The 25,787-nt window shown below is 49.0% G+C and carries 29 protein-coding genes, 1 other RNA gene and 1 pseudogene; 16 read left to right on the top strand and 15 right to left on the bottom strand.

The annotated features are described in order from the left end of the window. Positions 1-88: 88 nt before the first annotated feature. Both glgX and H6G46_RS07490 read left to right on the top strand, forming a co-directional pair. Positions 89-2,329 (top strand): glycogen debranching protein GlgX, encoded by a 2,241-nt coding sequence (glgX, locus tag H6G46_RS07495; RefSeq protein WP_010871328.1) that lies wholly within the window; start codon positions 89-91, stop codon positions 2,327-2,329. Positions 2,330-2,378: 49 nt separating this feature from the next. Beyond that, a complete protein-coding gene (locus H6G46_RS07490; RefSeq protein ID WP_010871329.1) occupies positions 2,379-2,801 on the top strand; it encodes a hypothetical protein in 423 nt (140 codons plus the stop codon). Positions 2,802-2,916: 115 nt separating this feature from the next. Here H6G46_RS07490 and H6G46_RS07485 read toward each other — a convergent pair. Then, a pseudogene (locus H6G46_RS07485) lies at positions 2,917-3,222 on the bottom strand (transposase); the annotation flags it as partial. 219 nt (positions 3,223-3,441) lie between these two features. Here H6G46_RS07485 and cobM point away from each other — a divergent pair. The 5 genes from cobM (at position 3,442) to H6G46_RS07460 (ending at position 6,875) form a co-directional block, all read left to right on the top strand. Beyond that, positions 3,442-4,236 (top strand): precorrin-4 C(11)-methyltransferase, encoded by a 795-nt coding sequence (gene cobM, locus H6G46_RS07480; protein ID WP_010871331.1) that lies wholly within the window; start codon positions 3,442-3,444, stop codon positions 4,234-4,236. Positions 4,237-4,352: 116 nt separating this feature from the next. Continuing rightward, complete coding sequence (locus H6G46_RS07475; protein WP_010871332.1) at positions 4,353-4,775, top strand: BlaI/MecI/CopY family transcriptional regulator; 423 nt, start codon at positions 4,353-4,355, stop codon at positions 4,773-4,775. Beyond that, the gene (locus H6G46_RS07470) at positions 4,775-5,620 is read left to right on the top strand and encodes a M56 family metallopeptidase (RefSeq protein WP_010871333.1); all 846 of its coding nucleotides are present in this window, start codon (positions 4,775-4,777) and stop codon (positions 5,618-5,620) included. The genes H6G46_RS07475 and H6G46_RS07470 overlap by 1 nt, the downstream gene beginning before the upstream one ends. A gap of 234 nt (positions 5,621-5,854) precedes the next feature. Continuing rightward, positions 5,855-6,337 carry a thioredoxin-dependent thiol peroxidase gene (gene bcp / locus H6G46_RS07465; protein ID WP_010871334.1) on the top strand — a complete coding sequence of 161 codons (483 nt, stop codon included), beginning with the start codon at positions 5,855-5,857 and terminating at the stop codon, positions 6,335-6,337. A 10-nt stretch (positions 6,338-6,347) separates the two neighbouring features. Next, a complete protein-coding gene (locus H6G46_RS07460) occupies positions 6,348-6,875 on the top strand; it encodes a hypothetical protein (protein WP_010871335.1) in 528 nt (175 codons plus the stop codon). An 82-nt stretch (positions 6,876-6,957) separates the two neighbouring features. Here the strand turns inward: H6G46_RS07460 and H6G46_RS07455 are convergent, their stop codons facing one another. Next, on the bottom strand, positions 6,958-7,323 hold the full coding sequence (locus H6G46_RS07455; RefSeq protein WP_010871336.1) for an MTH1187 family thiamine-binding protein: 366 nt from the start codon (positions 7,321-7,323) through the stop codon (positions 6,958-6,960). Positions 7,324-7,554: 231 nt separating this feature from the next. On the opposite strand from H6G46_RS07455, the gene H6G46_RS07450 reads away from it, so the two are divergent. Beyond that, positions 7,555-8,409: a universal stress protein gene (locus tag H6G46_RS07450; protein ID WP_010871337.1), complete on the top strand. Its 855-nt coding sequence runs from the start codon at positions 7,555-7,557 to the stop codon at positions 8,407-8,409. A 108-nt stretch (positions 8,410-8,517) separates the two neighbouring features. Here the strand turns inward: H6G46_RS07450 and psbM are convergent, their stop codons facing one another. After that, positions 8,518-8,625 carry a photosystem II reaction center protein PsbM gene (gene psbM, locus H6G46_RS07445; protein ID WP_010871338.1) on the bottom strand — a complete coding sequence of 36 codons (108 nt, stop codon included), beginning with the start codon at positions 8,623-8,625 and terminating at the stop codon, positions 8,518-8,520. Positions 8,626-8,773: 148 nt separating this feature from the next. Here psbM and H6G46_RS07440 point away from each other — a divergent pair, with 148 nt between their 5' ends. Continuing rightward, the gene (locus H6G46_RS07440) at positions 8,774-9,688 is read left to right on the top strand and encodes a histone deacetylase (protein ID WP_010871339.1); all 915 of its coding nucleotides are present in this window, start codon (positions 8,774-8,776) and stop codon (positions 9,686-9,688) included. Positions 9,689-9,815: 127 nt separating this feature from the next. Here the strand turns inward: H6G46_RS07440 and speB are convergent, their stop codons facing one another. The 5 genes from speB to H6G46_RS07415 all read right to left on the bottom strand — a co-directional run bounded on the left by speB (position 9,816) and on the right by H6G46_RS07415 (position 14,844). Next, the gene (gene speB / locus H6G46_RS07435) at positions 9,816-10,736 is read right to left on the bottom strand and encodes an agmatinase (protein WP_010871340.1); all 921 of its coding nucleotides are present in this window, start codon (positions 10,734-10,736) and stop codon (positions 9,816-9,818) included. Then, a complete protein-coding gene (locus tag H6G46_RS07430) occupies positions 10,737-11,477 on the bottom strand; it encodes a peptidylprolyl isomerase (protein ID WP_010871341.1) in 741 nt (246 codons plus the stop codon). A gap of 205 nt (positions 11,478-11,682) precedes the next feature. Continuing rightward, entirely contained in the window at positions 11,683-12,249 is a 567-nt protein-coding gene (locus H6G46_RS07425) for a photosystem I assembly protein Ycf4 (protein WP_010871342.1), read from the bottom strand. A gap of 138 nt (positions 12,250-12,387) precedes the next feature. Then, positions 12,388-13,866 (bottom strand): GH3 auxin-responsive promoter family protein, encoded by a 1,479-nt coding sequence (locus H6G46_RS07420; protein ID WP_020861369.1) that lies wholly within the window; start codon positions 13,864-13,866, stop codon positions 12,388-12,390. An 81-nt stretch (positions 13,867-13,947) separates the two neighbouring features. Beyond that, positions 13,948-14,844, bottom strand: a complete 897-nt coding sequence (locus H6G46_RS07415) for an amino acid ABC transporter substrate-binding protein (protein WP_010871344.1) — start codon at positions 14,842-14,844, stop codon at positions 13,948-13,950. Between the two features lie 116 nt (positions 14,845-14,960). On the opposite strand from H6G46_RS07415, the gene rnpB reads away from it, so the two are divergent. The 6 genes from rnpB to psaK all read left to right on the top strand — a co-directional run bounded on the left by rnpB (position 14,961) and on the right by psaK (position 18,445). Next, an RNA gene (rnpB, locus tag H6G46_RS07410) (RNase P RNA component class A) lies at positions 14,961-15,393 on the top strand. Positions 15,394-15,415: 22 nt separating this feature from the next. Then, positions 15,416-15,790: a DUF1818 family protein gene (locus tag H6G46_RS07405; RefSeq protein WP_010871345.1), complete on the top strand. Its 375-nt coding sequence runs from the start codon at positions 15,416-15,418 to the stop codon at positions 15,788-15,790. A 146-nt stretch (positions 15,791-15,936) separates the two neighbouring features. Then, positions 15,937-16,473 (top strand): LptA/OstA family protein, encoded by a 537-nt coding sequence (locus H6G46_RS07400; protein ID WP_010871346.1) that lies wholly within the window; start codon positions 15,937-15,939, stop codon positions 16,471-16,473. Positions 16,474-16,496: 23 nt separating this feature from the next. Next, entirely contained in the window at positions 16,497-17,255 is a 759-nt protein-coding gene (gene lptB, locus H6G46_RS07395; protein ID WP_010871347.1) for an LPS export ABC transporter ATP-binding protein, read from the top strand. An 11-nt stretch (positions 17,256-17,266) separates the two neighbouring features. Next, a complete protein-coding gene (gene cobK / locus H6G46_RS07390; RefSeq protein WP_010871348.1) occupies positions 17,267-18,052 on the top strand; it encodes a precorrin-6A reductase in 786 nt (261 codons plus the stop codon). Positions 18,053-18,184: 132 nt separating this feature from the next. Continuing rightward, the gene (psaK, locus tag H6G46_RS07385; protein ID WP_010871349.1) at positions 18,185-18,445 is read left to right on the top strand and encodes a photosystem I reaction center subunit PsaK; all 261 of its coding nucleotides are present in this window, start codon (positions 18,185-18,187) and stop codon (positions 18,443-18,445) included. A gap of 89 nt (positions 18,446-18,534) precedes the next feature. Here the strand turns inward: psaK and H6G46_RS07380 are convergent, their stop codons facing one another. The 5 genes from H6G46_RS07380 to petN form a co-directional block, all read right to left on the bottom strand. Beyond that, positions 18,535-18,807: a hypothetical protein gene (locus tag H6G46_RS07380; RefSeq protein ID WP_010871350.1), complete on the bottom strand. Its 273-nt coding sequence runs from the start codon at positions 18,805-18,807 to the stop codon at positions 18,535-18,537. A 36-nt stretch (positions 18,808-18,843) separates the two neighbouring features. Then, a complete protein-coding gene (locus H6G46_RS07375; RefSeq protein WP_010871351.1) occupies positions 18,844-20,409 on the bottom strand; it encodes an NAD(P)H-quinone oxidoreductase subunit N in 1,566 nt (521 codons plus the stop codon). Between the two features lie 141 nt (positions 20,410-20,550). Further along, complete coding sequence (locus H6G46_RS07370; RefSeq protein WP_010871352.1) at positions 20,551-21,531, bottom strand: metallophosphoesterase; 981 nt, start codon at positions 21,529-21,531, stop codon at positions 20,551-20,553. Positions 21,532-21,605: 74 nt separating this feature from the next. Next, complete coding sequence (locus H6G46_RS07365; protein WP_010871353.1) at positions 21,606-21,755, bottom strand: hypothetical protein; 150 nt, start codon at positions 21,753-21,755, stop codon at positions 21,606-21,608. A gap of 42 nt (positions 21,756-21,797) precedes the next feature. Beyond that, positions 21,798-21,887 (bottom strand): cytochrome b6-f complex subunit PetN, encoded by a 90-nt coding sequence (gene petN, locus H6G46_RS07360; RefSeq protein ID WP_010871354.1) that lies wholly within the window; start codon positions 21,885-21,887, stop codon positions 21,798-21,800. Positions 21,888-22,051: 164 nt separating this feature from the next. Between petN and H6G46_RS07355 the strand changes: the two genes are divergently transcribed. Beyond that, positions 22,052-22,852 carry an RDD family protein gene (locus tag H6G46_RS07355; protein ID WP_010871355.1) on the top strand — a complete coding sequence of 267 codons (801 nt, stop codon included), beginning with the start codon at positions 22,052-22,054 and terminating at the stop codon, positions 22,850-22,852. Positions 22,853-22,881: 29 nt separating this feature from the next. Here the strand turns inward: H6G46_RS07355 and H6G46_RS07350 are convergent, their stop codons facing one another. Together H6G46_RS07350 and glmS are read right to left on the bottom strand one after the other, a co-directional pair. Next, positions 22,882-23,436 carry a peroxiredoxin gene (locus H6G46_RS07350; protein WP_010871356.1) on the bottom strand — a complete coding sequence of 185 codons (555 nt, stop codon included), beginning with the start codon at positions 23,434-23,436 and terminating at the stop codon, positions 22,882-22,884. Positions 23,437-23,561: 125 nt separating this feature from the next. Next, complete coding sequence (gene glmS / locus H6G46_RS07345; protein ID WP_010871357.1) at positions 23,562-25,457, bottom strand: glutamine--fructose-6-phosphate transaminase (isomerizing); 1,896 nt, start codon at positions 25,455-25,457, stop codon at positions 23,562-23,564. Positions 25,458-25,787 lie beyond the last annotated feature (330 nt).

Raw genomic sequence — 25,787 nt, 5'->3', positions numbered from 1 at the left:
CGATGACAAGGGCGATCGCCCTTGTTTCCCTTTTCCAAAGGTTTGCTAGTTTTAAGGGAAAGAATCTGAACAATTTTTGGAATTGCCTGTGCCACAGTTGATATCTGTTCCCAACCTGTCCACCGATGTCCACCTTGGCCAAACGTTTCCCTTAGGGGCAACGGTCTACGCCGATGGGGTTAATTTCTGCTTGTTTTCCAAACATGCGGAAAGGGTCACGCTATTGTTGTTTGATCGCCCTAATGATCCGGCCCCGGCCCGCACCATTGAGCTTCATCGAGGACGGAACCGCACCTTCTACTACTGGCATGTTTTTGTGAAGGGTTTAAAGGCGGGGCAGGTTTATGCTTACCGTGTTGATGGGCCCCACGAACCGGAAAAGGGCCATCGGTTTGACCCGGACAAAGTTTTGCTCGACCCCTACGCCAAGGCGATCGTCGGGAAGGATATTTACGACCGCAAAGCAGCCATGGCCCTCGGAGATAACTGCGCCCAGGCCCTACGCAGCGTGGTGGTGGACACCAGTGTGTACGACTGGGAGGATGACCATGCCCCCCGCACGCCCTACGCCGCCAGCATTATCTACGAACTCCACGTCGGGGGCTTTACCCGCAACCCCAATTCGGGCTTAAGCGAAAACAAACGGGGCACCTATGCAGGATTAATTGAAAAAATTCCCTACCTCAAGGAATTGGGCATTACAGCGGTGGAATTATTACCGGTGCATTATTTTGACCCTGAAGATGCCCAACCAGGACTGACCAACTATTGGGGTTATAGTACCATCGGCTTTTTTGCGCCCCACCAAGGCTACAGTGCTGCCGATGATCCCCTGGAAGTGGTAGACGAATTTCGGGACATGGTCAAAGCCCTGCACAAAGCGGGCATAGAAGTGATTTTAGATGTGGTCTTTAACCACACTGCGGAGGGCAACGAAAAAGGCCCCACCCTTTCCTTCCGGGGCATTGATAACAGAACCTATTACATCCTCGATGAAGATAAAAGTTCCTACAGCAACTACAGCGGTTGCGGTAATAGCGTTAAGGCTAATCACCCCGTGGTGGGGGGTCTAATCCTTGATTCCCTGCGCTACTGGGTATCGGAAATGCATGTGGATGGCTTTCGCTTTGATTTGGCTTCCGTACTGGTGCGAGATACCAAAGGAGTGCCCCTCCATGGTAGTGAAATTGCCACCGCCAACATCATCTGGGCGATCGAATCCGACCCGATTTTAGCCGGTACTAAATTGATCGCCGAAGCTTGGGATGCGGCGGGACTGTACAGCGTCGGTAAATTTGTGGAGTTGGCAGACTGGTTTGCGGAATGGAACGGTCCTTTTCGGGACGATGTGCGTCGCTTTGTCAAAGGGGATAATGGCGCAGTGCCAGCATTGGCTAGCCGCCTACTAGGTAGCCCCGACATTTACTATCGCCAAGATACGGATATTAACCGCAGTATCAACTTTGTCACCTGCCATGATGGTTTTACCCTGGTAGACCTGGTTTCCTACAACGAAAAACACAACGAAGCCAACGGAGAAAAGAACCGAGACGGGACCAATGATAATTTCAGTTGGAACTGTGGCGTGGAAGGGGAAACCGATGACCCCAAAATTAATCAACTGCGACTGCGGCAAATTAAAAACTTTCTAACTATTTTATTCTTTTCCCAGGGTACGCCGATGTTGCTGATGGGAGATCCGGTGGGCAGAACCCAGCAGGGCAATAATAACGGCTATTGCCAAGATAACGAACTAAGTTGGTTCGACTGGAGTGGGGAAGAAACCCACAGCGATGAAACTCACTTTTTGCGGGGCATTATTGCTTTGACCCAAAGCCTATCCCTATTTCTTGAGGAAAGTTTATTGCCGGTGCTAAATTTTGCTCTACCCCGCTTTCCCGATGAAAATGACGGCTCTGAGGGGGATGGCCAGGACGGGGAAGAACCCGTTTATAAACCCCTCCCTCCAGTGGACGAAGCAGCTCTGCGGGAAATGTATCTTAAAGCAACTAAGGATTTACCGGGCTCCTGCGTGGTTTGGCATGGAGTGAAACTAGCCCAGCCCGATTGGTCTTACACTTCCCATACTTTAGCGGTCACCCTATTCCATCCAGGAGCGGAGGAAATTCTCCATCTGATCTTTAATGCCTATTGGGAACCGCTGAATTTTGAATTGCCCCCTCTAAACGATGGTTTGATTTGGCATCGACTGGTGGATACCTATTTACCAACTCCGTTGGACTTCCAGGAGCCGGCGATCGCCTCTCCGGTTGAGGGAGAAACATATTGGGTTCAGCCCCGTTCTTCTGTGGTGTTAATGGCAAAATAGTCTAATTTACTGAGTTTTTGCCCAATTAACTTTTTAGCCCATTGGAACCATGAGATTAATTAAACAAATTGTGGCTTTTCTTTTGCTTTCCCTGGGAATTCCTTTGGGGCTCTACTGTGTGGTGGAAATTTTCGACTCCACTAAGTCCCAGGAAGACCGGGATGGAGCGGCGGCGGCTCTGATGATTTTTTCCCTGCCCATGAGTGCCCTGGGGGGTGGGCTACTCTGGAGTGCGGTCCATGATGGCAGAAAGCAACAACAACAAATCACTATGGCGACCTCGGAGAACCTCAGAAAAATTTTCTTCCAAATTCTAGAGGAAAATAAAAACACCATTACGGTTTTACAGTTTTGCAAGGCCGCAGAAATTGATGGTAAGGAAGCCAAAGAATATTTGGACCAAAAGGCGATTGAGTTCAATGCCACCTTTGAAGCTAGTGAGTCCGGTGGTATTATTTATAAATTTCCCTAAATTTGAACAATGTAGTTTATCTAACATTGTTACACTCGCTTTTTTGGAAATCTCTAGCAATCTTAGCATTAAATATGTAATTATAGTTATAGTTATTTCAAATAAGAGTGAAGCACTAGACGATGCAATAAGACCGAATCACTTCATCAAGGGATGTTCCGACAGGGGCATACATTCTGATTCTTTTTAACGCACTAAAATCATGCTCAATATCATTTAAATCAGGAGAGTACTTCGGTAAAAATACAACCTCACGACCGGCTTCTTTAACCAATTCTTTAATGGCATTTTTACGATGAATGGAAGCATTATCCATTGTTAAGACTGATGGAATGCTGAGTGATGCTAAAAGATACACTCTCAACCATCCTTCAAAGCCTTCTGCATTCAAGCTTCCTGTAAAGATCATTGGTGCAATTATAGCTGATTAGTACGACTATAAGGTACTAGAGTATTAGGAGTTCAACAAAGACTAATAATAAAATTTTCTATGATAATAAAAGCGAAAATGACAATTTAGGCATTTAAACTAAATATTTAAAATGGTCTTAATTGTGAAAATTTTACGCAATTTATAGTTATCGATAAATGCTATTTGTTTTTCTTATACCTCCCAGATAATCTTTATAAAAACGTCTTCATGGATTCACAAAACTCTTCTTTTTCTCCAGCGGTTTATTTTGTTGGGGCGGGCCCCGGTGATCCGGATTTATTGACCATTAAGGGGCAAAAGCTTTTGCAGGCGGCGGATTTAGTCCTCTATGCCGATTCCTTGGTGCCCAAACAAATTTTGGCGGACGTCAGACCCCAGGCGGAATGTGTTGCCACCGGGAATAAAACCTTGGAAACCATTGTGCCTTTGATGATCACAGCGGTGCGCCAAGGCAAGATTGTGGTGCGACTCCATTCCGGCGATCTAACCCTCTACAGCGCCATCCACGAACAAATGCAAGCCCTGGGAGAAGCGGATATTCCCTTTGTCTGTGTGCCGGGTATTAGCGCCTTTCAAGCGGCGGCGGCGATCTTAAACTGTGAACTTACGGTGCCTGATCTCGTGCAAACCATTGTGCTAACCCGCATTAGTGGTGCGGCTTCGGCGGTGCCAGAACGGGAAGAGTTAGCAGGTTTAGCGTACCACCAAGCTAGTTTGGGGTTATACCTGGCGGCGCGCCATGTGGAAAAAGCTCAGAACCAATTGTTAGAGCATTATCCCGGCGACACTCCCGTAGCGGTTTGTTTTCGGGTGGGTTGGCCCGATGAAAAGATTTGGTTAGTGCCCTTGGCAGAAATGGCAGCCTTAAGTTTGCGGGAAAATTTAATCCGCACCACCCTTTACCTGATTAGCCCAGCTTTAAAGACTGATTTACCCCGGCGATCGCGCCTTTATCATCCCGACCATAGCCATTTATTCCGTCCAGTCCGTCCCCTATTGTGACAACCAGTTAAGTCTGAGGATATTTTTGCTTTCATAGCTTGTTTTCTTCCTGAGGGAAGTTAGGATTAGTGATGGGGGTTATTCCCTCCAAAAAGAATTAGTATTTTCTCCTCCCCATGAGCTGGATTCCCCCCTACCGTCCCCAACAATTGTCCCTGGGCCCCCTGGAGCAGGAAATTTTACAAATTATCTGGCAATTGGGCCAGGCCACGGTGAAAGATATCCACGATCGCATTTTGAGCGACCCTGACCGGGAATTGGCCTACTCTTCGGTAACCACGGTGTTAAATCGGCTCACAAAGAAGGGCTGGTTAGTGTGCCATCGCCAGGGCAAAGCCTTTATTTGGACGGCAAGGGTGAGTGCAGACCAGGCCAAAGCGGTGCAGTCCTACGAACAATTACAGCAGTTTTTGGCCATTAGCAATCCCGATGTGGTGGCCGCCTTTGCTGACAGTTTAGACACCGCTAGCATTGACCAGTTAACGGCGATCGCCGATCGTTTGCGGGCGGCCCGACAACAGCGACAGGAGGAGAAATAATGCACAGTATTTTGTTTGCCATTGCAGTTTTAATTGCCTTTGGCCTGCGTTGGGCCATTCGTTGCTGGCCGGGCGGATTATCTTGGTCCATAGCGTTAGGCTTTTTTGCCCTTCCCCCCCTACTGTTGATTACCACTAGCATGGCGATCGCCTGGATGGGCTGTGGTTGGATGTTTGGCTTCCCCGCTAGCATGGGCAGTCACTTTCTCGCTTGGCTATTTTTGCTCTGGACAGCAGTTTGTGTTGCCAACCTTACCTGGCAAACTTGGCAAACGTTGGCGGCGGTAAAAGTTCATCCGTTGGCCGATTGGCAAGGACAAAAAATTCGTCTTTTGGATACTCCTTTTCCCTACAGCGCCCAGGTGGGATTATGGTCACCGGAACTGGTAGTAAGTCAGGGTTTATTGAAATTGCTGTCTCCGGAACAGGTAAATGCGGTCTTAGCCCATGAAAATGCCCATCGTTTTTACCGGGATACTTGGACGTTTTTCTGGTTAGGATGCCTGCGTCGCCTAACTTTTTGGCTACCGGAAACGGAATCTTTATGGCAGGAATTACTGTGGCAGAGGGAATGTCGAGCCGATCGCCATGGGGCAAAAAACTGTGATCCCTTGCTCCTGGCGGAAGCCCTGGCCCTAGTGTCCCAAAATTCCATCGTTGCCAATCCCATTCCTTTGGCAGTGCCCTTTTCTGGTCAACAAGACCGCTTACTAGCCCGCATTGACCATTTACTAGGTTTTTCCATTACCCCGGATTCCCACCGTTTAGCTAGCTGGGTTGGATCTTTCCTTCTCCTGGTGATCGCCATTTTGCCCCTGATTTTGATTCCTTTACATATAAAGTAAGTTCAAGCTATTCAGGTGAGATTTTAAGTAATACCAAATTTTAAAATGATAGATACGATTCCTAATCCCCCCGCCTATCGGCTTCCCCCCTTCTCAACCGGAGCTTTAGTGAGGAGGGCTAGGGGGGATATCTCTTGACCCGTCGCTGGAATTTAACGAATTGGTATAACAATTATCACTCCTGTAAAAGTTCCCAAGATCATTTCTCTTAAGACATTTAAGAATTTTTTTAACATGGCCACTGCCTTAGAAACTAATCAACCAGCCCCGACTTTCTCCGCCCCCAATGCTGAGGGGAAAACAATTTCCTCCGATGATTTTTTGGGGCAGTGGTTAGTGCTTTATTTTTACCCCAAAGACAATACCCCCGGTTGCACCACTGAAGCGATAGATTTTAGCGAAAAGTTACCGGAATTTACAGATTTAAATGCTGTTGTTGTCGGTGTTAGTCCGGATTCGGAAAAAAGTCACGGCAAATTTATTGACAAGCATAATTTAACCGTTCAACTGCTCAGTGATCCGGAACACGAATTAGCGGCAGCCTATGGCGCTTGGGGACCGAAAAAGTTTATGGGCAAAGAGTGTGAAGGCATTCTTCGTTCTACTTTTTTGATCAATCCCCAGGGGAATATTGCCCACATTTGGCCTAATGTCCGGGTTAAGGGCCACGCAGAAAAGGTATTGGAGAAATTGCAACAGTTGAATAGCGCTGATTAGTTAATTGTTTATGCGAAAATCACTTTCGGGCAAGCAAATCCTTCAGCCTTGGCAGAGTTTCAGCGTTAACCTAATCGATTTTTATCGGTATCGATTGCTAAATTGGTTAACCCTTGGTTTGATTTGCTTCAGTTTAAATGCCTGTCAAAGTGCCCCGCCCCCTTTGGAATTTGCCCCTGACGGTGCGGTGGTACAGCAAGCAATTACTTTCCAACTTAATCGTACCCAAACTGCCCTGAGCCAACATTTAAACGCCCCGACCCCAGATTTTGAAATTAGCAAAATCAATGTCAAAAATATTGAGGCGATCGCCGTGGATAATTTACCGGCCTATCACCTGACTGGGGGATATGATTTAAAACTAATTTTGCCCCGGCAAACGGTGACTCAAAAACAGAATCCCTTCGATCTTTACCTACAGCGGCAAAGTGAAGGCAAAAGTTGGCGGTTGTTAAAAAAAGACATTGACCCCCGCACTAACGAGGAAAAATGGGGCAGTTATCTAGTGGAGCTACAAGCAACGGAGCCCGAAAGTTAACTAAGTTGACGGGTTAAAAACTAAAATTCACCTTGGCTAGAGAGAATTAGCAATTAACTTTGGCTTTCCCACCATTGCCCGTCTAAGAATTTTCCAGCCATGTTTCCACACTTTTCACCTTTTCATCCATGGTTTGGGGGCGATCAGTGCGGGTACCAAAACGCATGCTGGAAGTGATGCGGGGGGCTCCCAGGGCATGGACAGCTTCATGGCAAGCCTTAACTGCGGCAAAAACTTCGTCCCAATCCCCTTCAATGTTGGTGCCGTAGGCATGCATGGTATGTTTCAGCCCCGCTTCGGCCAGTACTTTCTGGCAAGCGGCCACATACTGACCCACGGAAACCCCCACACCCAGGGGCACAACACATAAATCCACAATCACGTTCATAGCTTTTACTCGTCGGTAATGGCTGACGACAATCTCAAATTTCCCTAGATTTTGACACACTCCTGCCGTCAATTGGAGGGGCAGGTTAGCTGTTGATATGGGTATTGGGTTAGGAGTTCCCTAGAACCATGGCCCACCAAGGCTGAGAAAGTCCGCAACAAGTCGTTAAATTTCTGCGCTTGCATTGGCCTTATTCTGAAGGGATAAGGCTTAACCGAGGAGGGCTTGCCGTTATCAATCTCCATGGCACGGTGAGACTCTCCCTGAACCGATTCAAGGAACTCAATTATCATGCTTAGCAAAATTTTATACGCAGATTCTGGCACCAGCCAAACCCAAGAAATGCTCAAGGCCATGATGGACTTTCCGGCGGTGCAAAAGGCATCGATCACGATTTTGCACGTGGTTCCGCCCCAAATTACCACGGAGGCATTCACGGAAAAATGGGCCGAGGGCGGTAAAATCCTGGCGGACTTGTTGGAGGATGTGGCCATCGAACCCAGTAAGGTTTCCACCGTGTTGCGCCAAGGAGACCCCAAGGGAGTGGTGTGTGATGTGGCCAACGAAATTGATGCGGACCTGATTATTATGGGTTCCCGGGGCTTGAAACGGTTGGAAGCCATTCTAGAAAATTCTGTTAGTCAGTATGTATTTCAACTGACCAATCACCCCATGTTGTTGGTGAAGGACGATATTTACGTTAAGCGCATTAAACGGGTCATGGTGGCCCTAGATAAGTCAGCGGCGGCGGAGTATGCGTTGGAACTGGCCCTGGAGCTTTTGCGGGATTATCCAGAAGGGGAATTAATTCTAGCTCGGGTGAACCCCGACCTGAAGCCGGATCTACTACCCCTTTCCCGGCAAGAAATTGAGGAAAACCCCGTCCTAGCTCCGGCGATCGCCAAGGCGAAGCGTTTGGGCATTGCCTATCGTTGCACTGTAACGGGGGGTAAGCCAGGGGAAAAACTATGCGAATTGGCGGAGGATTACAATGCTGACTTGATGCTGTTGGGTTCCCCCGATCGCCGGCCCTCCATTGCCAAGAGTTTGCCAGATTTAGACCGACTATTGGGCACTTCCCTATCGGACTATATTCGGGTCAATGCCCCCTGTCCGGTGTTACTAACTCGCAAAGAAGGGATCTAATTTCAATTAAAGGCGAAATATTTACCCAGGGTTTAACTATCGGCAAAAAAAGGGGCTGGATCAACTCCGCCCCTGACTCTGTTCTGTTTGACAATGGTTAACCAAGGCTTAGCTTTCGCTTTGTTTCCCGGTTTGAATAAACAGGATCAACAGGAAAACCGTTGGCACCAACACAAATAAAATACTTGCTATAAAGCCGAGATTGTTAACTTGCATAGCCTAAACTGCCTCGATCTTAAATTTGGCTCAATACCCTACCTAGAATAGCATTGGTGGGTCATGGCCCTGGGGCAATGGCTGAAGGGCTGGCCAAACTTTTTGCTCCGCCTTCTCCGCCTAATTTTACTATCCACCACCACTTACCATGGTCGCTATTATTTACAGCGCAGAGTTTTTGCGCCACGAAACTGGCCCCACCCACCCCGAGTGTCCGGCCCGACTGACGGCGATCGCCACTGCTTTACGGAAGATGCCCGGAGCGAATTACCTCCATTGGCAAAAGCCTTCCCCGGTGACGTGGAATTTAGATCCATACATCCTCCGATGCCATAGCCAGGAATATTTAAACAAATTGGCGAAATTGGCTGAGCTAGGGGGCGGTTCCCTCGATGCGGATACCCCTGTTTCTCCCCAGAGCTATGATGTAGCCCGCTTGGCGGTGCGGGCCTGGCTAGATGGGGTTGACCATGTCTTAAATCAACGGGAGGCGGTGTTTGTGTTGGCCCGTCCCCCTGGGCACCATGCTATTCGTAACACGGGTATGGGTTTTTGTTTGCTCAACAATGTGGCGATCGCCGCCCATTACGCCTTAACTAGACCAGGGGTGGAGCGGGTAGCCATCTTAGATTGGGATGTACACCATGGCAATGGCACTGAAGCATTGGTGGACCATAACCCCCGGATTTTCTATTGTTCCCTGCACCAATTTCCCTGCTATCCCGGCACAGGGGCCGCTGGCGATCGGGGTCAACACGACAATGTGCTTAATATTCCCCTCAAACCAGGGGGGGATGGCAAAGTTTATCGGGAGGCGTTTGAGCATAAAGTTCTCCCATTTTTACGGCAAGTGAAGCCGGATTTACTCTTGGTGAGTGCTGGTTATGATGCTAACCACTCCGATCCCTTGGCCTATATGAACCTAATTCCGGAGGATTACGGCATGATGACCCATTATCTGATGGAAATATCTCCCTATCCGGTTTTAGGACTGGAAGGGGGCTACCATTTGCCGAGCTTGGCCAAATCCGTGGTGGAAACCCTCAAGCCTTTATTGTTCTAAGGGAGTTTGACCCCGGCAAGGTTTGGAATCCGTGGGGCGAGTTTTGCTCTATCCTCCTTTGGGTCTGTGGAAGACTTTTATTCTTTTTTTCCTAAACTTCAGGGAGATTTTTGACAACAGAGAATAGCTAGAGTTTTTTCCGTTGGGACTCTCCCCAGTAACCCATCAACTTATAGGCTAGTTTAGCGGTAGAAAATTCCGACACCACCGAGCCTCGCACTGGGGCCAGTTCCATCAAGTCGCAACCAATTACTTGCTTGGTTTGAAAAAGACGGCGGAAAAAATTTAACCCTTCATACCAACCTAGCCCCCCCGGTTCAGGGGTGCCGACTCCCGGCATAAACCCCGGATCAAAACCGTCCATATCAATGGTGAGAAAGACTTTTTGTGTGGTGATGCTGGCGATCGCCTCGTTAATCCAATTGGGATTATCGGCCATTTCCCTGGCCCAAAACACAGGAATATTTTTTTCCCGAATCAAATCTGCCTCTTCCTGACAAATGGCCCGAATGGCGATCGGCAGAGTGGGTAAGCCCAATTCCAACACCCGGCGCATTACACAGGCATGGTTATGGCAGGAACCTTCAAATTTGTCCCGCATATCCCCATGGGCATCAATTTGCACCACCGTAAAAGGCTCCGATGTCCCCCTTTGCATAGCCCGCACTACCCCAGTGGTAATGGCATGTTCCCCACCGATCGCCACTACAAATTTACCGTCTTCCACAAAAGGGGCAATGCCGTCACAAACCTCCGTTACCATGGCGTCTCCAGCCAAAGCGGGATGCTTATTGCTGTCCGCCAGGGGAGCGCAGGTGTAAATACCCAAATCATGGCAGGGGGAAGTGCCCAACTCTTCGTCATAGGCTTCCAACTGGTCCGAAGCTTCTAGCACCGCCTCAGGGCCATGCTCACAACCCTTACGGTAGGAAGTAGTTGCCTCATAGGGAATGGGCACCACCACCACAGCGGCATCAGCATAGGAGGTAATGGCTTCCGACTCCAGAAACTGTTTGGGCCCAGAGGTAAATTTATTAGGACTATGCATCTATTTTTCTAAGTTATTTTGCCCTGTAATTACCTTGGCGGACTGAATCTTGTCCCCCTGTTTGATTTTCAGCACTACGTCCATACCCTGGGTGACGTAACCAAACACAGCATAATCACCGTCTAAAAATCCCGTTTCATCGGACAGGGTGAAATAAAACTGGGAAGAAGCGGAGTCTGGCATTTGGGAGCGGGCCATAGCCACAGCGCCGGTTTTGTGGGGCAGCATCACCGGAAATCCAGCTTGATTGCCCAAGGCTCGACTGTAGACCGGGGTTTCTGGTGCATTTTCTACTGCAGGGTCCACCTTAATCTCCAAGGGAATATTGCGGGGACGTTGGGTGTTTTTATCCACATAACCCCCCGTACCGTCACCTTTGGGGTCTCCCCCCTGGGCCACAAAACCATCTACCACCCTGTGGAAAGTTAAACCGTTGTAGAAGCCCTGTTCCACTAAGTCAACAAAGTTACCGGCGGTAATCGGCGCATTTTCCCCATCCACTTCAATGATGATTGGTTGGCCATTAACCATCATTTCCACAGTGGCTTTGCCATTTAAGCGAGGCTTATAGTCTTTATATGGATCCGTTGTTACCTGGGCCACTGGGCTGTTGGTTTCCGTGGGGGAAGGCTCGGCTGAAGAATTGGCAGAGGGCTGATTGCAGGCAGTCAGTAAAATGTTGACGACAAAAAAGATGCCCACAAACCAAGTGGCTCGGCTGATATTCGGTAAAATCCTCATAAAATCTAATCTCCGTAATTGCTAATGGCAACTGCCTTTCATCGTTTATGTAAATTAACCAACTTTAAAGTCCTTGTTAGGAACCTTAGTCCACTTTAGATAACTTTCTAGGGGAAATGGGGACCAATTGAACATAACAAACCCCCGTTTCTGCCCTGAATTTGGTGTTCTTGGTAGTGAAATCTGACAGCACGGGAATGGCAATTTACAAACCTTCTAGGGGTACTCCTAGAAAGCGGGCTAACTCAGCCCCCTGGTTTTCCAATTGGGAGAGCGAAATGGGTTGGCCTGCCCTGGTGAGGGGAATATCTCTTCGCTGTTTGACTTTGAGGTATAGGGAGCGTTTGGGGTTAACGCCTTCTTTAATTTCCGCCTTTACCGCCTGGACATCGGCAATTTTATTGATCAACTCAATGCGGCGGTTTTTGCCGGGGAAGCCCCAACGGAAAATGGTCACTTGCCCGGACTTTTTATTGAATTCGTTGTAACCACTGCCGACGTTTAGAGCCATGGTTAGCCAGAGATAGCCTGCCACTGTGCTGCCGGCCACACCGTAGAAAAGTAGCGCCACACCCTGGGGAATAAACTGCAGTCCGGTGGTGTCACTAACAATCAAAAGATTTTTGCCAAAGTAGCTAGAAAGGCCGGCCAACAGGAAACCGACACCACCAATGGTAGAAATTCCAGCCCAGAAAAAGTTGCTGAAGCGGCGGGCTCCCAATACTTCTTGGCGCAAAACTTGGGAAGATTCTGCGAGCGTCTGTCCACCCATGTATTTCTCTAACAATAATTACAACGAAACTAACCATTGAATTTTACCCCATCAGGGCTAGGGGCTAGGATGATAGGGCGATCACCTTAGGGGAACTGGGGTCTAACCTCTACCAAATTTTGGGAGCTAGGGGACTTTTCAAACGGTCCCAGAAGGAGGAATACGAAGGCAATAACTTTTTTCATCTCCCCAACGCCCCTGGGTTAACCAAGGGGGATAACCATCTGTCATTACTTGCACCGGCCCTAACTGGGCCAATTGTCGAGCCCGACGATAATGAAAACTACGTTGGAGGCCGTTATCCAGTTGCTGGGCCAATGTTGATTCCTCTCCGGCGATCGCCATCATTGCCCCGGAGGATAGGTACAAAACGTAATGGGGCTGGGTTCCTGGGACTGGCACTAGGAAGCAAAGACCAATGTTACCAACTAAGCCAAGATTATTAAGGGTTTCAGCCACAAATTCTTCGGTTAGTTTTTCTCCCACCAAGTCACTCACCCGATCGCCCCTACCCACCAAAGCCAGGCAAGGGGTTTTGGCATACCAATGGGATACCTGCAGGCGATCGCCAAGGCGATAACGGTATAGTCCCCCCAAAGTGGAAATAATTAATTGATAAGTTTGCCCTGTTTGCACTTTGCACAAGTCAACAATGGTGCCATCAGCGGTCATAAATTCCAACACAATTTGGTTCACTAAGGGCACAAATCCCCCAGCTTTAATTAGAGGAATGGTAATGGGAGCTTCCGTGGCCAATAAGCCTTTTCCTTGGATAAATACTCCGGGAAAATAAGTCTGTAAAGCCCTAGCTTGTTCCCCGGCAAATAGTTGATCCCAACAGGAAATTAATTTTAATTTTGGCCAGATTTTTAGCCAATCAATCGGATCTATTTCTAATGCTTTTCGTCTTGTGTCATCCAGGCGATCACCAAGGGCCGTGATCAGGGCGTGACGGTGCTGGGCCATAAACGTTAATTGCACTGTCAAAAAAGTTGGACTCCAAAGGGAAATAATTTCTAAGTCTGGATTTTGCAATAAAGCTAAGGCCAAAGCCCAACGAAAAGCGTCTCCGTCAGGAAAATGATTACCTACCCGTACCAAAAAATGACCACTAAGCCAGCGCAGAGGCCCCGTCAAATAGTCCGTGTCATCAATGCCCCCAGGGCGATCGCCAAGGGTGGGAGAAACACAAGCATAGGTTTTACCTGTGCGAAAATCTGGGCCATGGTGGAGCAGGTCATAGGCCCAAACCGCAAACATGGAGGTAAATGCAGTCAGTAAACCATGGGTGTAGGGAATTTGTTTAATCGCGCCAGAACTGCCCGAAGTTTGTTGCCAATAATGAATTTTTTCGTTGGTAATTATTGATTGTTTAGGTGAGGTTTGCTGTTGTTCTAACCAGGAAAAAAAATCATCATAGCTAACTACGGGAATAGCCGACCAAGGAGAGTCTTTAGTGATCCCCAAAGATTGGCCATAACGGGTGTGAGTTAGGCGCTGAATAATTTTGGTTTTTAACCGCTCTTGTTCAACGTCAGGCTGATGTAATGCGTTATTAAAACTATTAAAGGCTGGTTGCAATAGATACTTGCTAGCCCTTAAAAGGAAATTATGCATTAGGAACTGCTTAATTTGATCATTCCTTCCAATGAAGGGCTGGGGCAAATTAATCCCCACTTTAAGCTTTGCTAATAATTGCTAATAGCTAACAATGGGAATCCACTCAAAACTATCCACAATGCCTTGGTAATAATCGTTGATCGTTTCCCGGGGATAGGGCGCAACGCCAGTTTCTTCATCAAACCAACGCTCGTAAATTTCCACCGCTGCGGTCTGATCGCTGATTACCCCTTCCATATATTTGACTAGACTGTAGTTGACCAAATTGCGCCAGTCAGAATCATCTTTGGGTAATAAACAGGCATAGGCTTCGTACTGATAGGGAAAATTAGGCACCACTTTCCACTGTTGGGGATTATCAGAGGTTTTTTTCAATCCTGCCAAAACAATGCCATCTCCAGCAAAAGCTTCGATTTCTCCAGCTTCAAGCTTGGCCATGCCATCGGCCTGGTCTTTAACTTCAACGATGGTTGCCCCCGGTTGAAAGTCGAGAATAGCTTTTGCATTGGTGGTGTCGGGAATAACCCCGATCGCCCGTCCCGCTAGGGAATCGGCAGATTCTAGATCACTATCCACCCCGGTGATAATTTTGGTACCATCGGCAAAGTAACTGACTGAAAAATCCACCACTGCCGTTCTATTCCAGGTGAAGGTGGAAGAAGCACATTCCAAGTCGATGGTCTGATTGGTAATCAAGTCAAAGCGATTATCGGCGGTGGCTTCCACCATGTTTAACTTGATTGGTTTACCCAGTCTGGCTTCCGCTTCCTGGCGAATCAATTCCAGCAGATCAATGGAAAAACCCACCCATTCCCCTTGGTCGTCAACGTAGGCGAAGGGCACCGCATCCTTTCTAGTGCCGGCATTAATCACCCCCGTTTGTTCAATGCGGTCCAATACCTCCCCTGCCCAACTGGGTAAGCTCGCGGCTCCACTGAGTAATACAGACAAGGCTAAACAGGCAAATTTTTTCATTGGTCAACTCCTAGCACCAATTTCCCAAGACTACGGAGGGGGCAATGAAGTTTCAATTAATTGGGGTCACAAACCACAGCGGCCTATGGCTCTAATCAATGGCACACTAGAAAAAGAGAGTTAGGGAGGGAGTTGCGGATTCCTGTCACAGGGAATCTGAGGAAAGTCCGGGCTTCCCAAAGGCCAAACTTGCTGGGTAACGCCCAGTGCGCGCGAGCGTGAGGACAGTGCCACAGAAAAATACCGCCCTTTTTAGAAAACAGCAACCAGTAAACAGTTAACAGGGTTTTTCTGCTGACTAACTGGTAACTGACCACTGAAAAGGGTAAGGGTGCAAAGGTGCGGTAAGAGCGCACCAGCAGTATCGAGAGGTACTGGCTCGGTAAACCCCGGTTGGAAGCAAGGTCGGAGGGGCAAAGGTTGGTCTTTTTCCTGCCCCATGATTGGTGGAACCGCTTGAGGAATTTGGTAACAAATTTCCCAGATAGATAACTCCCCAAGGGTGCCTCGCATCCTGGAACAGAACCCGGCTTACGACTAACTCTCTTTTTTTGTCCATGGGTCCAGTGGCATGCTGTCAAAAACTATTCATGAAGGGCCTGGTTGGCGCTGGGGCTTTGATCCCAATGCCGAGACTTTTCCTTTTTTGCTGGGGTCAGAGAATTGGGCTTTGGAGTTGACCCAAGATGAGTTTGCCGATTTCCATCGCTTGAGTAGGGAGTTGGCCCAGACCGTCACGGCGATCGCCGACGAGTTAATGGAGGAGGAAAAAATTTGTTGCGAACTGAGTAGTGAATTGGTGTGGTTAGAAATTGAGGGCTATGCCCACGCCTATGAATTGAGGTTTATTTTGTGCCAGGGGCGTAAAGCAGAGGGCGGCTGGCCAGCGGCGATCGTACCGGCATTGTTAAACAGTTTGCAGTCCTTTGACCCAGGGGAAACCTAAACCCACGGTGAACGTCCAAAACCCAGGGGTGGAGGATGGATTTCTGACCTTAGCGACCCAAACAGATTGCCCCAATTCGCTACACTAGCTTTATTGGGTTGACAATCTTCCCCTGCTTTCTTCCCTAAGCTTGCCTGTTAGCGATTATGGTTCGTTTGCTCATGGTATTCCCTCAACGTTTTTCCCCCTCCCATTTGCTATCTCGTCACTGGGGTTGGTTGGCGGTCGCCATGGCCTCCCTAGGGAGCTTGTCTTCCCTGCCCGTCAACGTCAATTCCTCGGTGGTGGCCCAAACGGCCCCTTCTAGTCCCATGACTGTCCGCTCTGATATCCAAGAAGCTAATTCCCAAACCGGGGTGGTGACCGCTAGGGGGAATGTTCAAGTTTACTATCCTGCGCGGAATTTGCAAGCAACGGCGGCCCAGGCCCAATATTTTTCCCAGGAGAGACGTTTAGTCCTTAGTGGCAACGTCTATGTGCTCCAGGACGGCAACAGTATGCGGGCGGAAACCATGACCTATTTAGTGGACGAAGGGCGTTTTGTCGCTAACCCCCAAGCAAATCAACAGGTGGAATCCATTTATCTAGTGGAAGAGTCCCAAAGTCCAGCCGGCCCCGCCCCCACTGGTCCCAATCCTCTCCCCGGTGATACCCTGCCAGATTTGCCGCCCCTGGGTTCTTAGCTGTGGGATACTAACGGCATTCGGTGACAGGCTTTTTAGCGAGAACGGAGATCGTGACCTTAGTTTTAGAAAATATCCATAAACTCTACGGCAAGCGTTGTGTGGTCAATCGGGTCAACGCCCAGGTCGCTCCCGGGGAAATTGTCGGCTTACTCGGGCCCAACGGAGCGGGAAAAACCACCACTTTTTACATTGCCACGGGATTAGTAAAGCCGAATACAGGGCGGGTGTGGCTCCACCAGCGGGACATAACTAATTTACCCCTGAACCAACGGGCCCATCTTGGTTTAGGTTACCTAACTCAACAGGCCAGCGTCTTTCGGCAGTTGAGTGTGCGGGACAACATTCTCTTAGCTTTGGAGCAAACAGGGGTTTCGCCTCCCCTACGGAAACATCGCCTTGAGCAGCTATTGGCCGAGTTTCGCTTAGAAAAAGTGGCCCATACCCAAGGTTCGCAAATTTCTGGGGGAGAACGGCGGCGCACTGAGTTAGCCCGGGCCCTGGCGATCGGGGTGGAAGGACCACAATTTTTGCTTTTAGATGAACCCTTTGCGGGGGTTGACCCCATTGCCGTGGCGGAAATTCAAACTATCATTGCCCAGTTGCGGGAACGAAATATGGGCATTTTAATCACCGACCATAATGTGCGGGAAACCCTAGCCATTACCAACCGGGGTTACATTATGCGGGACGGGCAAATTTTGGCTTCCGGTAGTGCCGGGGAGTTATCGGAAAATCCTTTGGTGCGGCAATATTACTTGGGTGAAAAATTCCAGTTGTAAGCACTTAAATCATGGTGGATAGCCTGGCAACCGTTTGGTTAATTGGTGGAACGGTGGATAGTCGTGCCGTAGCCGAAGGGTTAATTGCCCAGGGAATAAATTGTCTGGTGACAGTCACCACATCGGAGGCCAAGCATTTATATCCGATTCATCAATGTTTGACGGTTCACGTTGGAGCTTTAACCCCACAGGAAATACCGAAATTTCTAAAACGCCATAGCATTGCAGTCATTGTCGATGCGTCCCATCCCTTTGCCGCCCAAATTACTACCACGGTCACGGCGATCGCCAAAGAACAACAAATTCCCTATATCCGATTTGAGCGGCCGCCCCTGGCTTTGGGAAAAAATACCTTAGAAGTACCTGATATTCAGAGTTTAACCAGAGGGAAATATCAGCCTTACTTGAGGGGAAAACGGGTGCTGTTGACCGTTGGAGCCCGCTGGTTAAGCCATTTCAGCCTCCTACAGGATGAAGCAGTTCTATTTGCCCGTATTCTGCCCTATCCCCAAGCCCTAGCCCAGGCGATCGCCGCTGGGTTTACTTCCGACCGTATCATTGCTTTGCGCCCCCCCGTAGCCGAACCATTGGAAAAAGCCCTGTGGCAACAATGGCAAATTCAAGGGGTGGTAACTAAAGCCTCCGGTGCCCAGGGGGGAGAATTGGTTAAGCAAAAAGTGGCGGAAGCGTTGGGGGTAAATCTGATCAGAATTGCCCGTCCCCAGACTATTCCAGGGCAAATAACTGACGATTTAAGCCAGATCAACCAATTTTGCCAAAGACATTTGCCAAGCTAAAAACGAAAATTTGTTAAGTATTGCAACGGTGGTTTCCCAGGGGCAGAGCGTCCCCGTAAGATGAGATTTTTAAAGACCCCCATTAGCGTGGGGCTATCCCTTTAAAAACCGTCTTTATTCTGGAGAATCTCAATGCATAGCTTTTTGTTGGCCACCGCCGTTCCCGCCACCCTGTCCTGGAGCCCTAAAGTTGCTGGGGTGATGATTGCTTGCAACATTTTGGCGATCGCCTTTGGTAAATTGACCATCAAACAACAAAATGTGGGCACCCCCATGCCTTCCTCTAACTTCTTTGGCGGCTTTGGTTTAGGGGCTGTGCTGGGCACCGCTAGCTTTGGCCACATCCTCGGCGCTGGAGTAATTCTGGGGCTAGCCAATATGGGAGTACTTTAAGGCTCGATTCTGAATGGACTAGCTTTTATCCTTTGGGAAAATATCAAAGGCGATCGGGCAATTGAAAGAAAAGCCTGGTCGCTTTTTTGTTAGGGATTAGGGAAAATGCCAAAACGCACCAAGGTGGTAATTATGGCTCCGATGACGGCAAGAATCAACGCCCAAATTTGAGCATTAGCCCGCCCTTTGACATCTTTAACATCATCCTTGACTGTACCTATCTCCATCCTGACCGCAGATAACTCGGTTTTCACCGTTGCCATATCGATCTTAAGAGAAGTTACATCTTTTTGGAGGTCATCGAGTTTGGTCTTAATTTCCCCCAAGATCTCCTTTAAATCGGTTTCTATAGTTACACTCATTGGCTTTTGCCTGCAAAGCAATATTTCCTGATACCCCTAGGGTAAATCATGGGAAATGGCGATCGCCGGAGTTTCTCCTGTTTGCTGGAGGGCTGTCTGCAACATCTTGGTGCTGACCACGGAATCGGTGGCGAGGTTAAAGAGGGGATTAGCCAGAATACCTGCCAGCGAGGTAGCAACCAAAGTAGCGACAATGCCCACCTGTAGGGGACGCATGCCGGGTAAATTCCATTTGATGGCCGGGTAATTTTTGATTACTTCGGACATTTCCTGGGGCTCCTTCACCACCATCATTTTCACCACCCGGATGTAGTAGTAGATGGAAACTACACTGGTAACCAGACCAAGTAGGACTAGGCCATACAATCCCGATTGCCAACCGGCCCAGAAGATGTAAATTTTGCCGAAAAAGCCCGCCAGAGGAGGAATGCCCCCCAAGGATAATAAACAAATGCTCAAGCCCAAGGTTAACAAGGGGTCTTTGTGGTACAGACCAGCGTAATCACTAATTTGGTCACTGCCAGTGCGGAGGGTGAAGAGAATAATGCAACTAAACGCCCCCAGGTTCATAAACAGATAGATGAGCATGTAGAAAACCATGCTGGCGTAACCATCTTCACTGCCGGCCACTAGGCCAATCATCACAAAGCCTGCTTGACCGATGGAAGAGTAGGCCAACATCCGTTTCATGCTGGTTTGGGCTAAAGCCACCACGTTGCCCAGCACCATGCTCAACACGGCCAGAGCGGTGAAAATAACGTGCCACTCATCGGTAATACCACCAAAGGCAGTCACTAGTAATCGGATAGCTACGGCAAAACCGGCCGCCTTAGAGCCCACCGAAAGAAAAGCCACCACCGGGGTGGGAGAACCTTCATAAACGTCGGGGGTCCATTGGTGGAAGGGTACAGCGGAAATTTTAAAGGCAATACCAGCAATGACAAACACCAAGGCGATCGCCAAACCGAGGGATTGACCCACAGTGTCAGCGTTAACTAATTTCTCGGCAATTAATACCAACTGGGTTTCGCCACCGGACAAACCATAGAGGAGGGAAAGACCGTAAAGGAAAATGGCGGAGCTAGAAGCACCAATGAGCAAATATTTCAACGCCGCTTCATTGGAACGGGGGTCCCGCTTCATGTAGCCCGTCATGAGGTAGGAGGAAATACTGAGCATTTCCAGGGAGATGAAAACCATCACCAACTCGTTGGCCGCTGAGAGGAACATGCCCCCCAAGGTAGCCGTGAGCAAAATGGCAATGAATTCCGCCAAGGAAGTCCCCGTTTGTTGCACATAACGCACCGACATTAAAATGGTGACAACGGTGGACAGGGCAATGATAGCCCGGAAAATAATGCTGAGATTATCTCCATTGAAAGCGCCGATGAAACCGATGGGATCCGCCATGGACCAGGAAGTAACTAGCAAACCCACCGATACCAATAAACCGGCGATCGCCAGGTAGGGCAGGGCCAAGGCTACCTTGCGTCCCCCAATCAAATCAACAATTAGCACAAGGAGGAGAGTGACAATAACAATGCCCTCTGGCAAAATTGTCCCCGCATTGAGTTGCGCTGCAACGTTACTAGAAAAGTCCATAGGTACAACCGAGAAATGCTCACGAATAAGCTTAGCGCAGGTTTGCCGCAAAGGAGAATTAGAATGGGTGATGGAATTTATTAGTATTTTCCTGGTTTTGGGCCATGGCAAAGGGCCCCAGTAATGGCATGATTGCCCCCTTTAATGACATAAATCCTTCCCCTGTTCATTGAATTCGTCGGTGTTGGCGGTTAGGAATTGCCAGCGGTAGCTGTTGGATTGGAGTTCCATTTTCAGCACTCCATAAACTCCCATTGCCTGAACTTCACTGTTGGGGCGCACGGTTTTGAAAGGATAAAGACTTTTGCCGCCGGTGCCAATGACAAATTGCCTCAGCCCCTTTTCCCTATCCAATTCACCCTGGGCATTTTGGGGGGCAAATCTTTCGTACAGGTGGTCGTGCCCCGATAGCACCAATTCCGCACCGCCATCGTAGAGGGTCTGCCATAGGTCCGCCATTTGCTTTTGGTTACCGTGCACACCAGAGGAATAAAGGGGGTGGTGCCAATAGGCTAGGGTACAGACTTTGTTGTTTTCGGCTAAATCTTGCCTGAGCCATTCCTGTTGGGCCGATCCCATTTCGCAACCGCCAATGTATTGGCAGTTGGAATTGAGGGCAATAAAATGCCAGTCCCCCTGGTCGTAGCTGTAATAGCCCTTTTGGCGATCGCCGGCTAGTTGGCCAAAATAATCAAAGTAGTCCGCCGCATCTTTGCCGGGGCCGTAATATTCATGGTTACCTGGCACAGGGCGGCTGATGGCATCGAATTTTCCCCAGGTGGGTTGATAGGAAGCTTGGTAATTAGCCAATTCTCCCCGTTCGTACTGGTTATCCCCTAGCGGTAAAACTAGATCAGGATTAGCGCTAGCAACCAAATTAGCTGTGGCGGCCATCTGGCAACGGTCTGCTGTACCTAAACTGTTATTAAAGCCGGGATCTTCGGGGGCACAGGCAATATCTCCCGCCGCCACAATAACCAACCCAGGAGAGGAGCTTTGGGTGGGGGCATCCTTGGCCAGATTAACCGGGACTGGATTTTGGTCAAAGTTGGCAACCAGCAAAAAAGCTATGGTGACCAGGGTAATAAATAACCCAATCACCGGTAAACGGGAAAGACCCATAAGTTATCACAGGGGTGGTGGCACAAGAGGGCAAAATTCCCCCGCGTCCGTAAACTTTTCAACTACTCAAAAAACTAGCGACCCATTTTTTTATCCCGATCCTGCCGACGGCGATCGCGCCATTCCAGGGTGGTGAGGTAGAGAATGCCACCACTAACAAGCACTAGCATCACCAGGGCCGCTAAAAAAAGGGTGTTGAGGACAGGAGTAGGAGTTGCTTCCACGGTATCAAAGACTCTTAAACAACGGGAAATCCAGGTTTAATCCTAGAAGCCGTTCCGACCCCATACCACCATGCTGATGGACCAGGTGAACAGAACTAACACGCTTACCCAACCTAATGTCAAAATGTCCATAGTCTTTTGTTAAATACGCCAATAAAAACAAGCTTTGCCAGCCTTTATCTTACGGCGATCGGGCAAAATTTTAAAGCTTGCCTCAGGGACAAAACGCCCGAGCTAATCTCCCCTGGAACCATCATTGTCTCTATCCCCTTTTTTCTCCCCCAAAGCTAGAAACCATGGCCCTGTTTAACCATTATCAGGTGGAAACCCCCGAAAGCGTAGAATTGGAATTTACTTTGGCGGGCATCGGCAATCGTCTCTATGCGGTGCTGATCGACTATGTCTGTCTGGGAAGCGTTGTTTTAATTTTGCTAATTATTTGGGCGGTGTTGGCCTATAACCTTTCCCTCTACGCCTCCGGGGAATGGCAACTCTGGCTCACCGCTATCCAAATTTTCCTCATTTTTGCGGTTTATGTGGGTTATTTTGTCTTTTTTGAAACCCTCTGGCAGGGTCAAACCCCCGGTAAACGCAGGGCTAAAATTCGGGTAATTCGGGGAGATGGCCGCCCCGTTGGCTTACAGGAAGCTAGTTTAAGAGCTCTGTTCCGCCCCATTGATGATTTTCTTTACATCGGCGCTTTATTAATCATTTTTGGCCGGCGGGAAAAACGCATTGGAGATTTACTGGCGGGGACTTTAGTGATTCGGGAAAGTCGGGATCAAAGAGGCGATCGCCTAAAACTGCAACAACCGGAGCAAGCGAAGATTCTCGCCGCTGAGTTAGCACAATGCCCTGGTTTAGAAAGAATTACAGCAGACCATTGGTTAGTGATCCGGGATTATTTACTCCGACGGGGAGATTTACTACCCAAGGCCAGGCAACAGGCGGAGAAAAGGTTAGCCAAACAGGTACAAGAACGTCTGCGTCTCACCGCTCCCTCGGCCGATAATCCCCCCGAAGTTTTGCTAGAAGCAGTTTATCTTGCCTGCCAAGACCGCCAAACAACCCTGACTAAGCCCAAGTTTGAATTGTAAAGTTTTTGAAAATGCCGTAACACTGGCAATTAGGCTTGTAATTCTGCCAACCGGGCCAAAACTTCTTCACTGTGGGTGGCGGGTCTCACTCCCAGAAATCTTTCCCGCAAAATACCCTCGGGATCGATGACGTAGGTGTGTCGTAGGGCCATGCCACTGAGCCAAGAGCCATAGGTCTTGATTACTGCCCCGTCGGAGTCCGCCAGCAGGGGAAACTTAAGCCCTTCCGCATCACAAAAAGCTTCATGGGAGTCTAAGTCGTCCACACTTACCCCAATTACCTGGGCATTGAGAGCTTGATATTTGGTCAAATCCCGCTGGAAACGCTGGGCCTCCAAGGTACAACCGGGGGTAAAGTCCTGGGGATAGAAATATAAAACCACCCATTGACCCCGGTAATCTGTCAAATTAACTTCCCCTTCTCCGGTGGTGCTGGGCAGGGTGAACAGGGGCGCAGGTTGATCCAACTCTGGTTGGATACCCCCCAGGGCATAGGTGGGTAAGTCTGCCAATCCTAGCCATAAACCTAGGGTTAAAAGTAGGGCAATGATAGTTTTTGGCCAGGAGAATTTTTTGCTTGTCATAGGGGATGTTTTAAACTTGCTACACCGAGTTACCGGCGAGAATAAATTGCTTTACCTGTTATTGTTCCACAGCTTTTTGGGGACAGCAGGCTGCTGTTATTGACCTGCAACAACCCAGGGGCCAACTACTCCACGGTGACGGACTTAGCCAAATTACGGGGTTGATCCACGTCTAACCCCCGGCGGGCGGCAATATGGTAGGACAAAAGTTGCAGGGGAATCACTGCCACAATAGGGGAAAGCATTTCCTCCACGTGGGGCACTAACAATAAATCATCGAACACAGAACGGGCCTGGCTGTCGTCCATGGGAGTAACCCCGATGAGCCTGGCATCCCTGGCTTTGGCTTCCTGGGCATTAGAAATTACCTTGTCATGCACTGAACCCGGCATGGCGATCGCCACCACTGGGACTTTGGCATCCAGGAGGGCAATGGGGCCGTGTTTCATTTCCCCGGCGGGGTAACCTTCTGCATGGATATAACTAATTTCCTTGAGTTTTAAAGCTCCCTCCAGCGCAATGGGAAAATTGATGCCCCGACCAAGGAAAATAAAGTCTTGGGTTTCGGCAAATTCATGGGCTAGGGCTTCAATAGCACTACCCTGTTGTTCCAAAATGGTTTCAATTTGGGCGGGTAATTGTCGCAGACCAACCATGATGTGTTCTATGGCTTCCAAGCTCAGGCTGTGTCGCTGAAAGGCAATGTCCAGGGCGAGAAAATAAAAGGCCAACACTTGGGCCACAAAGGTTTTGGTGGCGGCCACCCCAATTTCAATGCCAGCGTGGGTATTAATAATCTCATTAACCATGGTAGCCAAGGTACTTTCCGGACGGTTGGTAATGCCCAAAATCAGGGGTTTATAGTCGTCTTCCAAAGTTAAGCGCCGTTGTTTTTCCATTTCCAGGGCGGCCAAAGTATCCGCCGTTTCCCCCGACTGAGTCACGCCAATGGTGAGGGTGTGGGGCGTCAGGGGAGGGGCCGCATAGCGAAATTCCGAAGCGTAATGCACTGTGGTGGGAATGCCGGCCAATTGCTCTAGTAAATATTTCCCCACCAGACCCGCATGCCAACTAGTACCACAGGCCAGAACTTGAATATGTTGGAGATTTTTGGTCAACTGGGGGTCTAAACCCAGGAATACGGGACTATGGCTAGGATGGTCGGCGGCCCGCCATTGTTCATTGAGATAAGTTGCTAAACAAGTGCGGACAACGGCTGGTTGCTCGTAGATTTCCTTGAGCATAAAGTGCCGAAAGCCCTGTTTTTCAACGGTGGTGGCGCTCCAATCGAGGGTGCGGGGTAATTTTCTCACCCTTTTCAGGTTAAAGTCGTAAACTTCTACCCCCAGGGGCGTTAACCTGGCAATTTCTCCATTCTCCAAAGAAAGTACTGTGGTGGTGTGGTGCACTAAGGCTGTCACATCGGACGCACAAAAGAATTCCCCCTGGCCAAAGCCCAGAATTAAGGGTGCTTGCTGTCGGGCCACAATTAGTTGCTCTGGACAATGGGCATCTAAAACGGCGATCGCAAAGGCTCCCTCTAGCTGATGTACGGCCTTGCCAATGGCTTCCAGTAGAGCTTCGTCTGGATCATCACTGGGCAAATCCTTAAGGATGTCGGCAATCAAAATCGGAATGACCTCGGTATCCGTCTCCGAATAAAACTGGTAACCCTTTTCCTTTAACTGATCCCTCAGGGTTTGATAATTTTCGATGATGCCATTCTGCACAACGGCGATGCGTTGCTGGTTATCCAAGTGGGGGTGGGCGTTATGCTCCTCCGGTTTACCGTGGGTGGCCCAACGGGTATGTCCAATGCCCAGGCGGGAAAAGTTGCTGTGGTTTTCTAGCTTTTCCTTGAGGTTAAATAGTTTGCCCTTAGCCCGCACCGACTCAATTTTTCCTTCGGTGACCGTAGCAATGCCGGCGGAGTCATAACCTCTGTATTCTAAGCGTTCTAGCCCTTCAATGAGGATATTTACTGCCGTTTGGGTGCCGATGTAACCAACGATGCCACACATGGAGATTCCCCAATGATAGTGAAGATGATCAAATTGCCCTCCAGTTTAGCTTTTTCCTTCTGCCCAATGACAAATCTATCGCCCCCCATGGCAATTAGCTGGGTATGGTAATGGGCTTTCGGGAGGAACTTGGCACAGGGGCGGACTATATCCCCAAAACTGACGTCAGCATGGCATTGGGGGATTTAGGAATTGCTAACCTATGACCATAAACAGAAACACCGTTTTGCTCAGTTTAAAGCTGTTCTCACTTCCCACCCTGATGTCTGCCATAGCCAAGACGGCGATCGCCATCATTAGAAGCGTAAAGAAGTCCGAGATGGAAACTCA

Source organism: Synechocystis sp. FACHB-908 (assembly GCF_014698595.1).
Classification (GTDB): domain Bacteria; phylum Cyanobacteriota; class Cyanobacteriia; order Cyanobacteriales; family Microcystaceae; genus Synechocystis.
Note: the sequence above shows the minus strand (reverse complement) of the source record. Positions and strands in the feature narration are given on the sequence as shown.

Excerpts from the sequence above, each read along its gene's own strand:
- H6G46_RS07490 (WP_010871329.1), top strand. The coding sequence starts at position 2,379 with ATGAGATTAATTAAACAAATTGTGGCTTTTCTTTTGCTTTCCCTGGGA.
- cobM (WP_010871331.1), top strand. The coding sequence starts at position 3,442 with ATGGATTCACAAAACTCTTCTTTTTCTCCAGCGGTTTATTTTGTTGGG.
- H6G46_RS07475 (WP_010871332.1), top strand. The coding sequence starts at position 4,353 with ATGAGCTGGATTCCCCCCTACCGTCCCCAACAATTGTCCCTGGGCCCC.
- H6G46_RS07470 (WP_010871333.1), top strand. The coding sequence starts at position 4,775 with ATGCACAGTATTTTGTTTGCCATTGCAGTTTTAATTGCCTTTGGCCTG.
- bcp (WP_010871334.1), top strand. The coding sequence starts at position 5,855 with ATGGCCACTGCCTTAGAAACTAATCAACCAGCCCCGACTTTCTCCGCC.
- H6G46_RS07460 (WP_010871335.1), top strand. The coding sequence starts at position 6,348 with ATGCGAAAATCACTTTCGGGCAAGCAAATCCTTCAGCCTTGGCAGAGT.
- H6G46_RS07450 (WP_010871337.1), top strand. The coding sequence starts at position 7,555 with ATGCTTAGCAAAATTTTATACGCAGATTCTGGCACCAGCCAAACCCAA.
- psbM (WP_010871338.1), bottom strand. The coding sequence starts at position 8,625 with ATGCAAGTTAACAATCTCGGCTTTATAGCAAGTATTTTATTTGTGTTG.
- H6G46_RS07440 (WP_010871339.1), top strand. The coding sequence starts at position 8,774 with ATGGTCGCTATTATTTACAGCGCAGAGTTTTTGCGCCACGAAACTGGC.
- speB (WP_010871340.1), bottom strand. The coding sequence starts at position 10,736 with ATGCATAGTCCTAATAAATTTACCTCTGGGCCCAAACAGTTTCTGGAG.
- H6G46_RS07430 (WP_010871341.1), bottom strand. The coding sequence starts at position 11,477 with ATGAGGATTTTACCGAATATCAGCCGAGCCACTTGGTTTGTGGGCATC.
- H6G46_RS07425 (WP_010871342.1), bottom strand. The coding sequence starts at position 12,249 with ATGGGTGGACAGACGCTCGCAGAATCTTCCCAAGTTTTGCGCCAAGAA.
- H6G46_RS07420 (WP_020861369.1), bottom strand. The coding sequence starts at position 13,866 with ATGCATAATTTCCTTTTAAGGGCTAGCAAGTATCTATTGCAACCAGCC.
- H6G46_RS07415 (WP_010871344.1), bottom strand. The coding sequence starts at position 14,844 with ATGAAAAAATTTGCCTGTTTAGCCTTGTCTGTATTACTCAGTGGAGCC.
- H6G46_RS07405 (WP_010871345.1), top strand. The coding sequence starts at position 15,416 with ATGCTGTCAAAAACTATTCATGAAGGGCCTGGTTGGCGCTGGGGCTTT.
- H6G46_RS07400 (WP_010871346.1), top strand. The coding sequence starts at position 15,937 with ATGGTTCGTTTGCTCATGGTATTCCCTCAACGTTTTTCCCCCTCCCAT.
- cobK (WP_010871348.1), top strand. The coding sequence starts at position 17,267 with ATGGTGGATAGCCTGGCAACCGTTTGGTTAATTGGTGGAACGGTGGAT.
- psaK (WP_010871349.1), top strand. The coding sequence starts at position 18,185 with ATGCATAGCTTTTTGTTGGCCACCGCCGTTCCCGCCACCCTGTCCTGG.
- H6G46_RS07380 (WP_010871350.1), bottom strand. The coding sequence starts at position 18,807 with ATGAGTGTAACTATAGAAACCGATTTAAAGGAGATCTTGGGGGAAATT.
- H6G46_RS07375 (WP_010871351.1), bottom strand. The coding sequence starts at position 20,409 with ATGGACTTTTCTAGTAACGTTGCAGCGCAACTCAATGCGGGGACAATT.
- H6G46_RS07370 (WP_010871352.1), bottom strand. The coding sequence starts at position 21,531 with ATGGGTCTTTCCCGTTTACCGGTGATTGGGTTATTTATTACCCTGGTC.
- petN (WP_010871354.1), bottom strand. The coding sequence starts at position 21,887 with ATGGACATTTTGACATTAGGTTGGGTAAGCGTGTTAGTTCTGTTCACC.
- H6G46_RS07355 (WP_010871355.1), top strand. The coding sequence starts at position 22,052 with ATGGCCCTGTTTAACCATTATCAGGTGGAAACCCCCGAAAGCGTAGAA.
- H6G46_RS07350 (WP_010871356.1), bottom strand. The coding sequence starts at position 23,436 with ATGACAAGCAAAAAATTCTCCTGGCCAAAAACTATCATTGCCCTACTT.
- glmS (WP_010871357.1), bottom strand. The coding sequence starts at position 25,457 with ATGTGTGGCATCGTTGGTTACATCGGCACCCAAACGGCAGTAAATATC.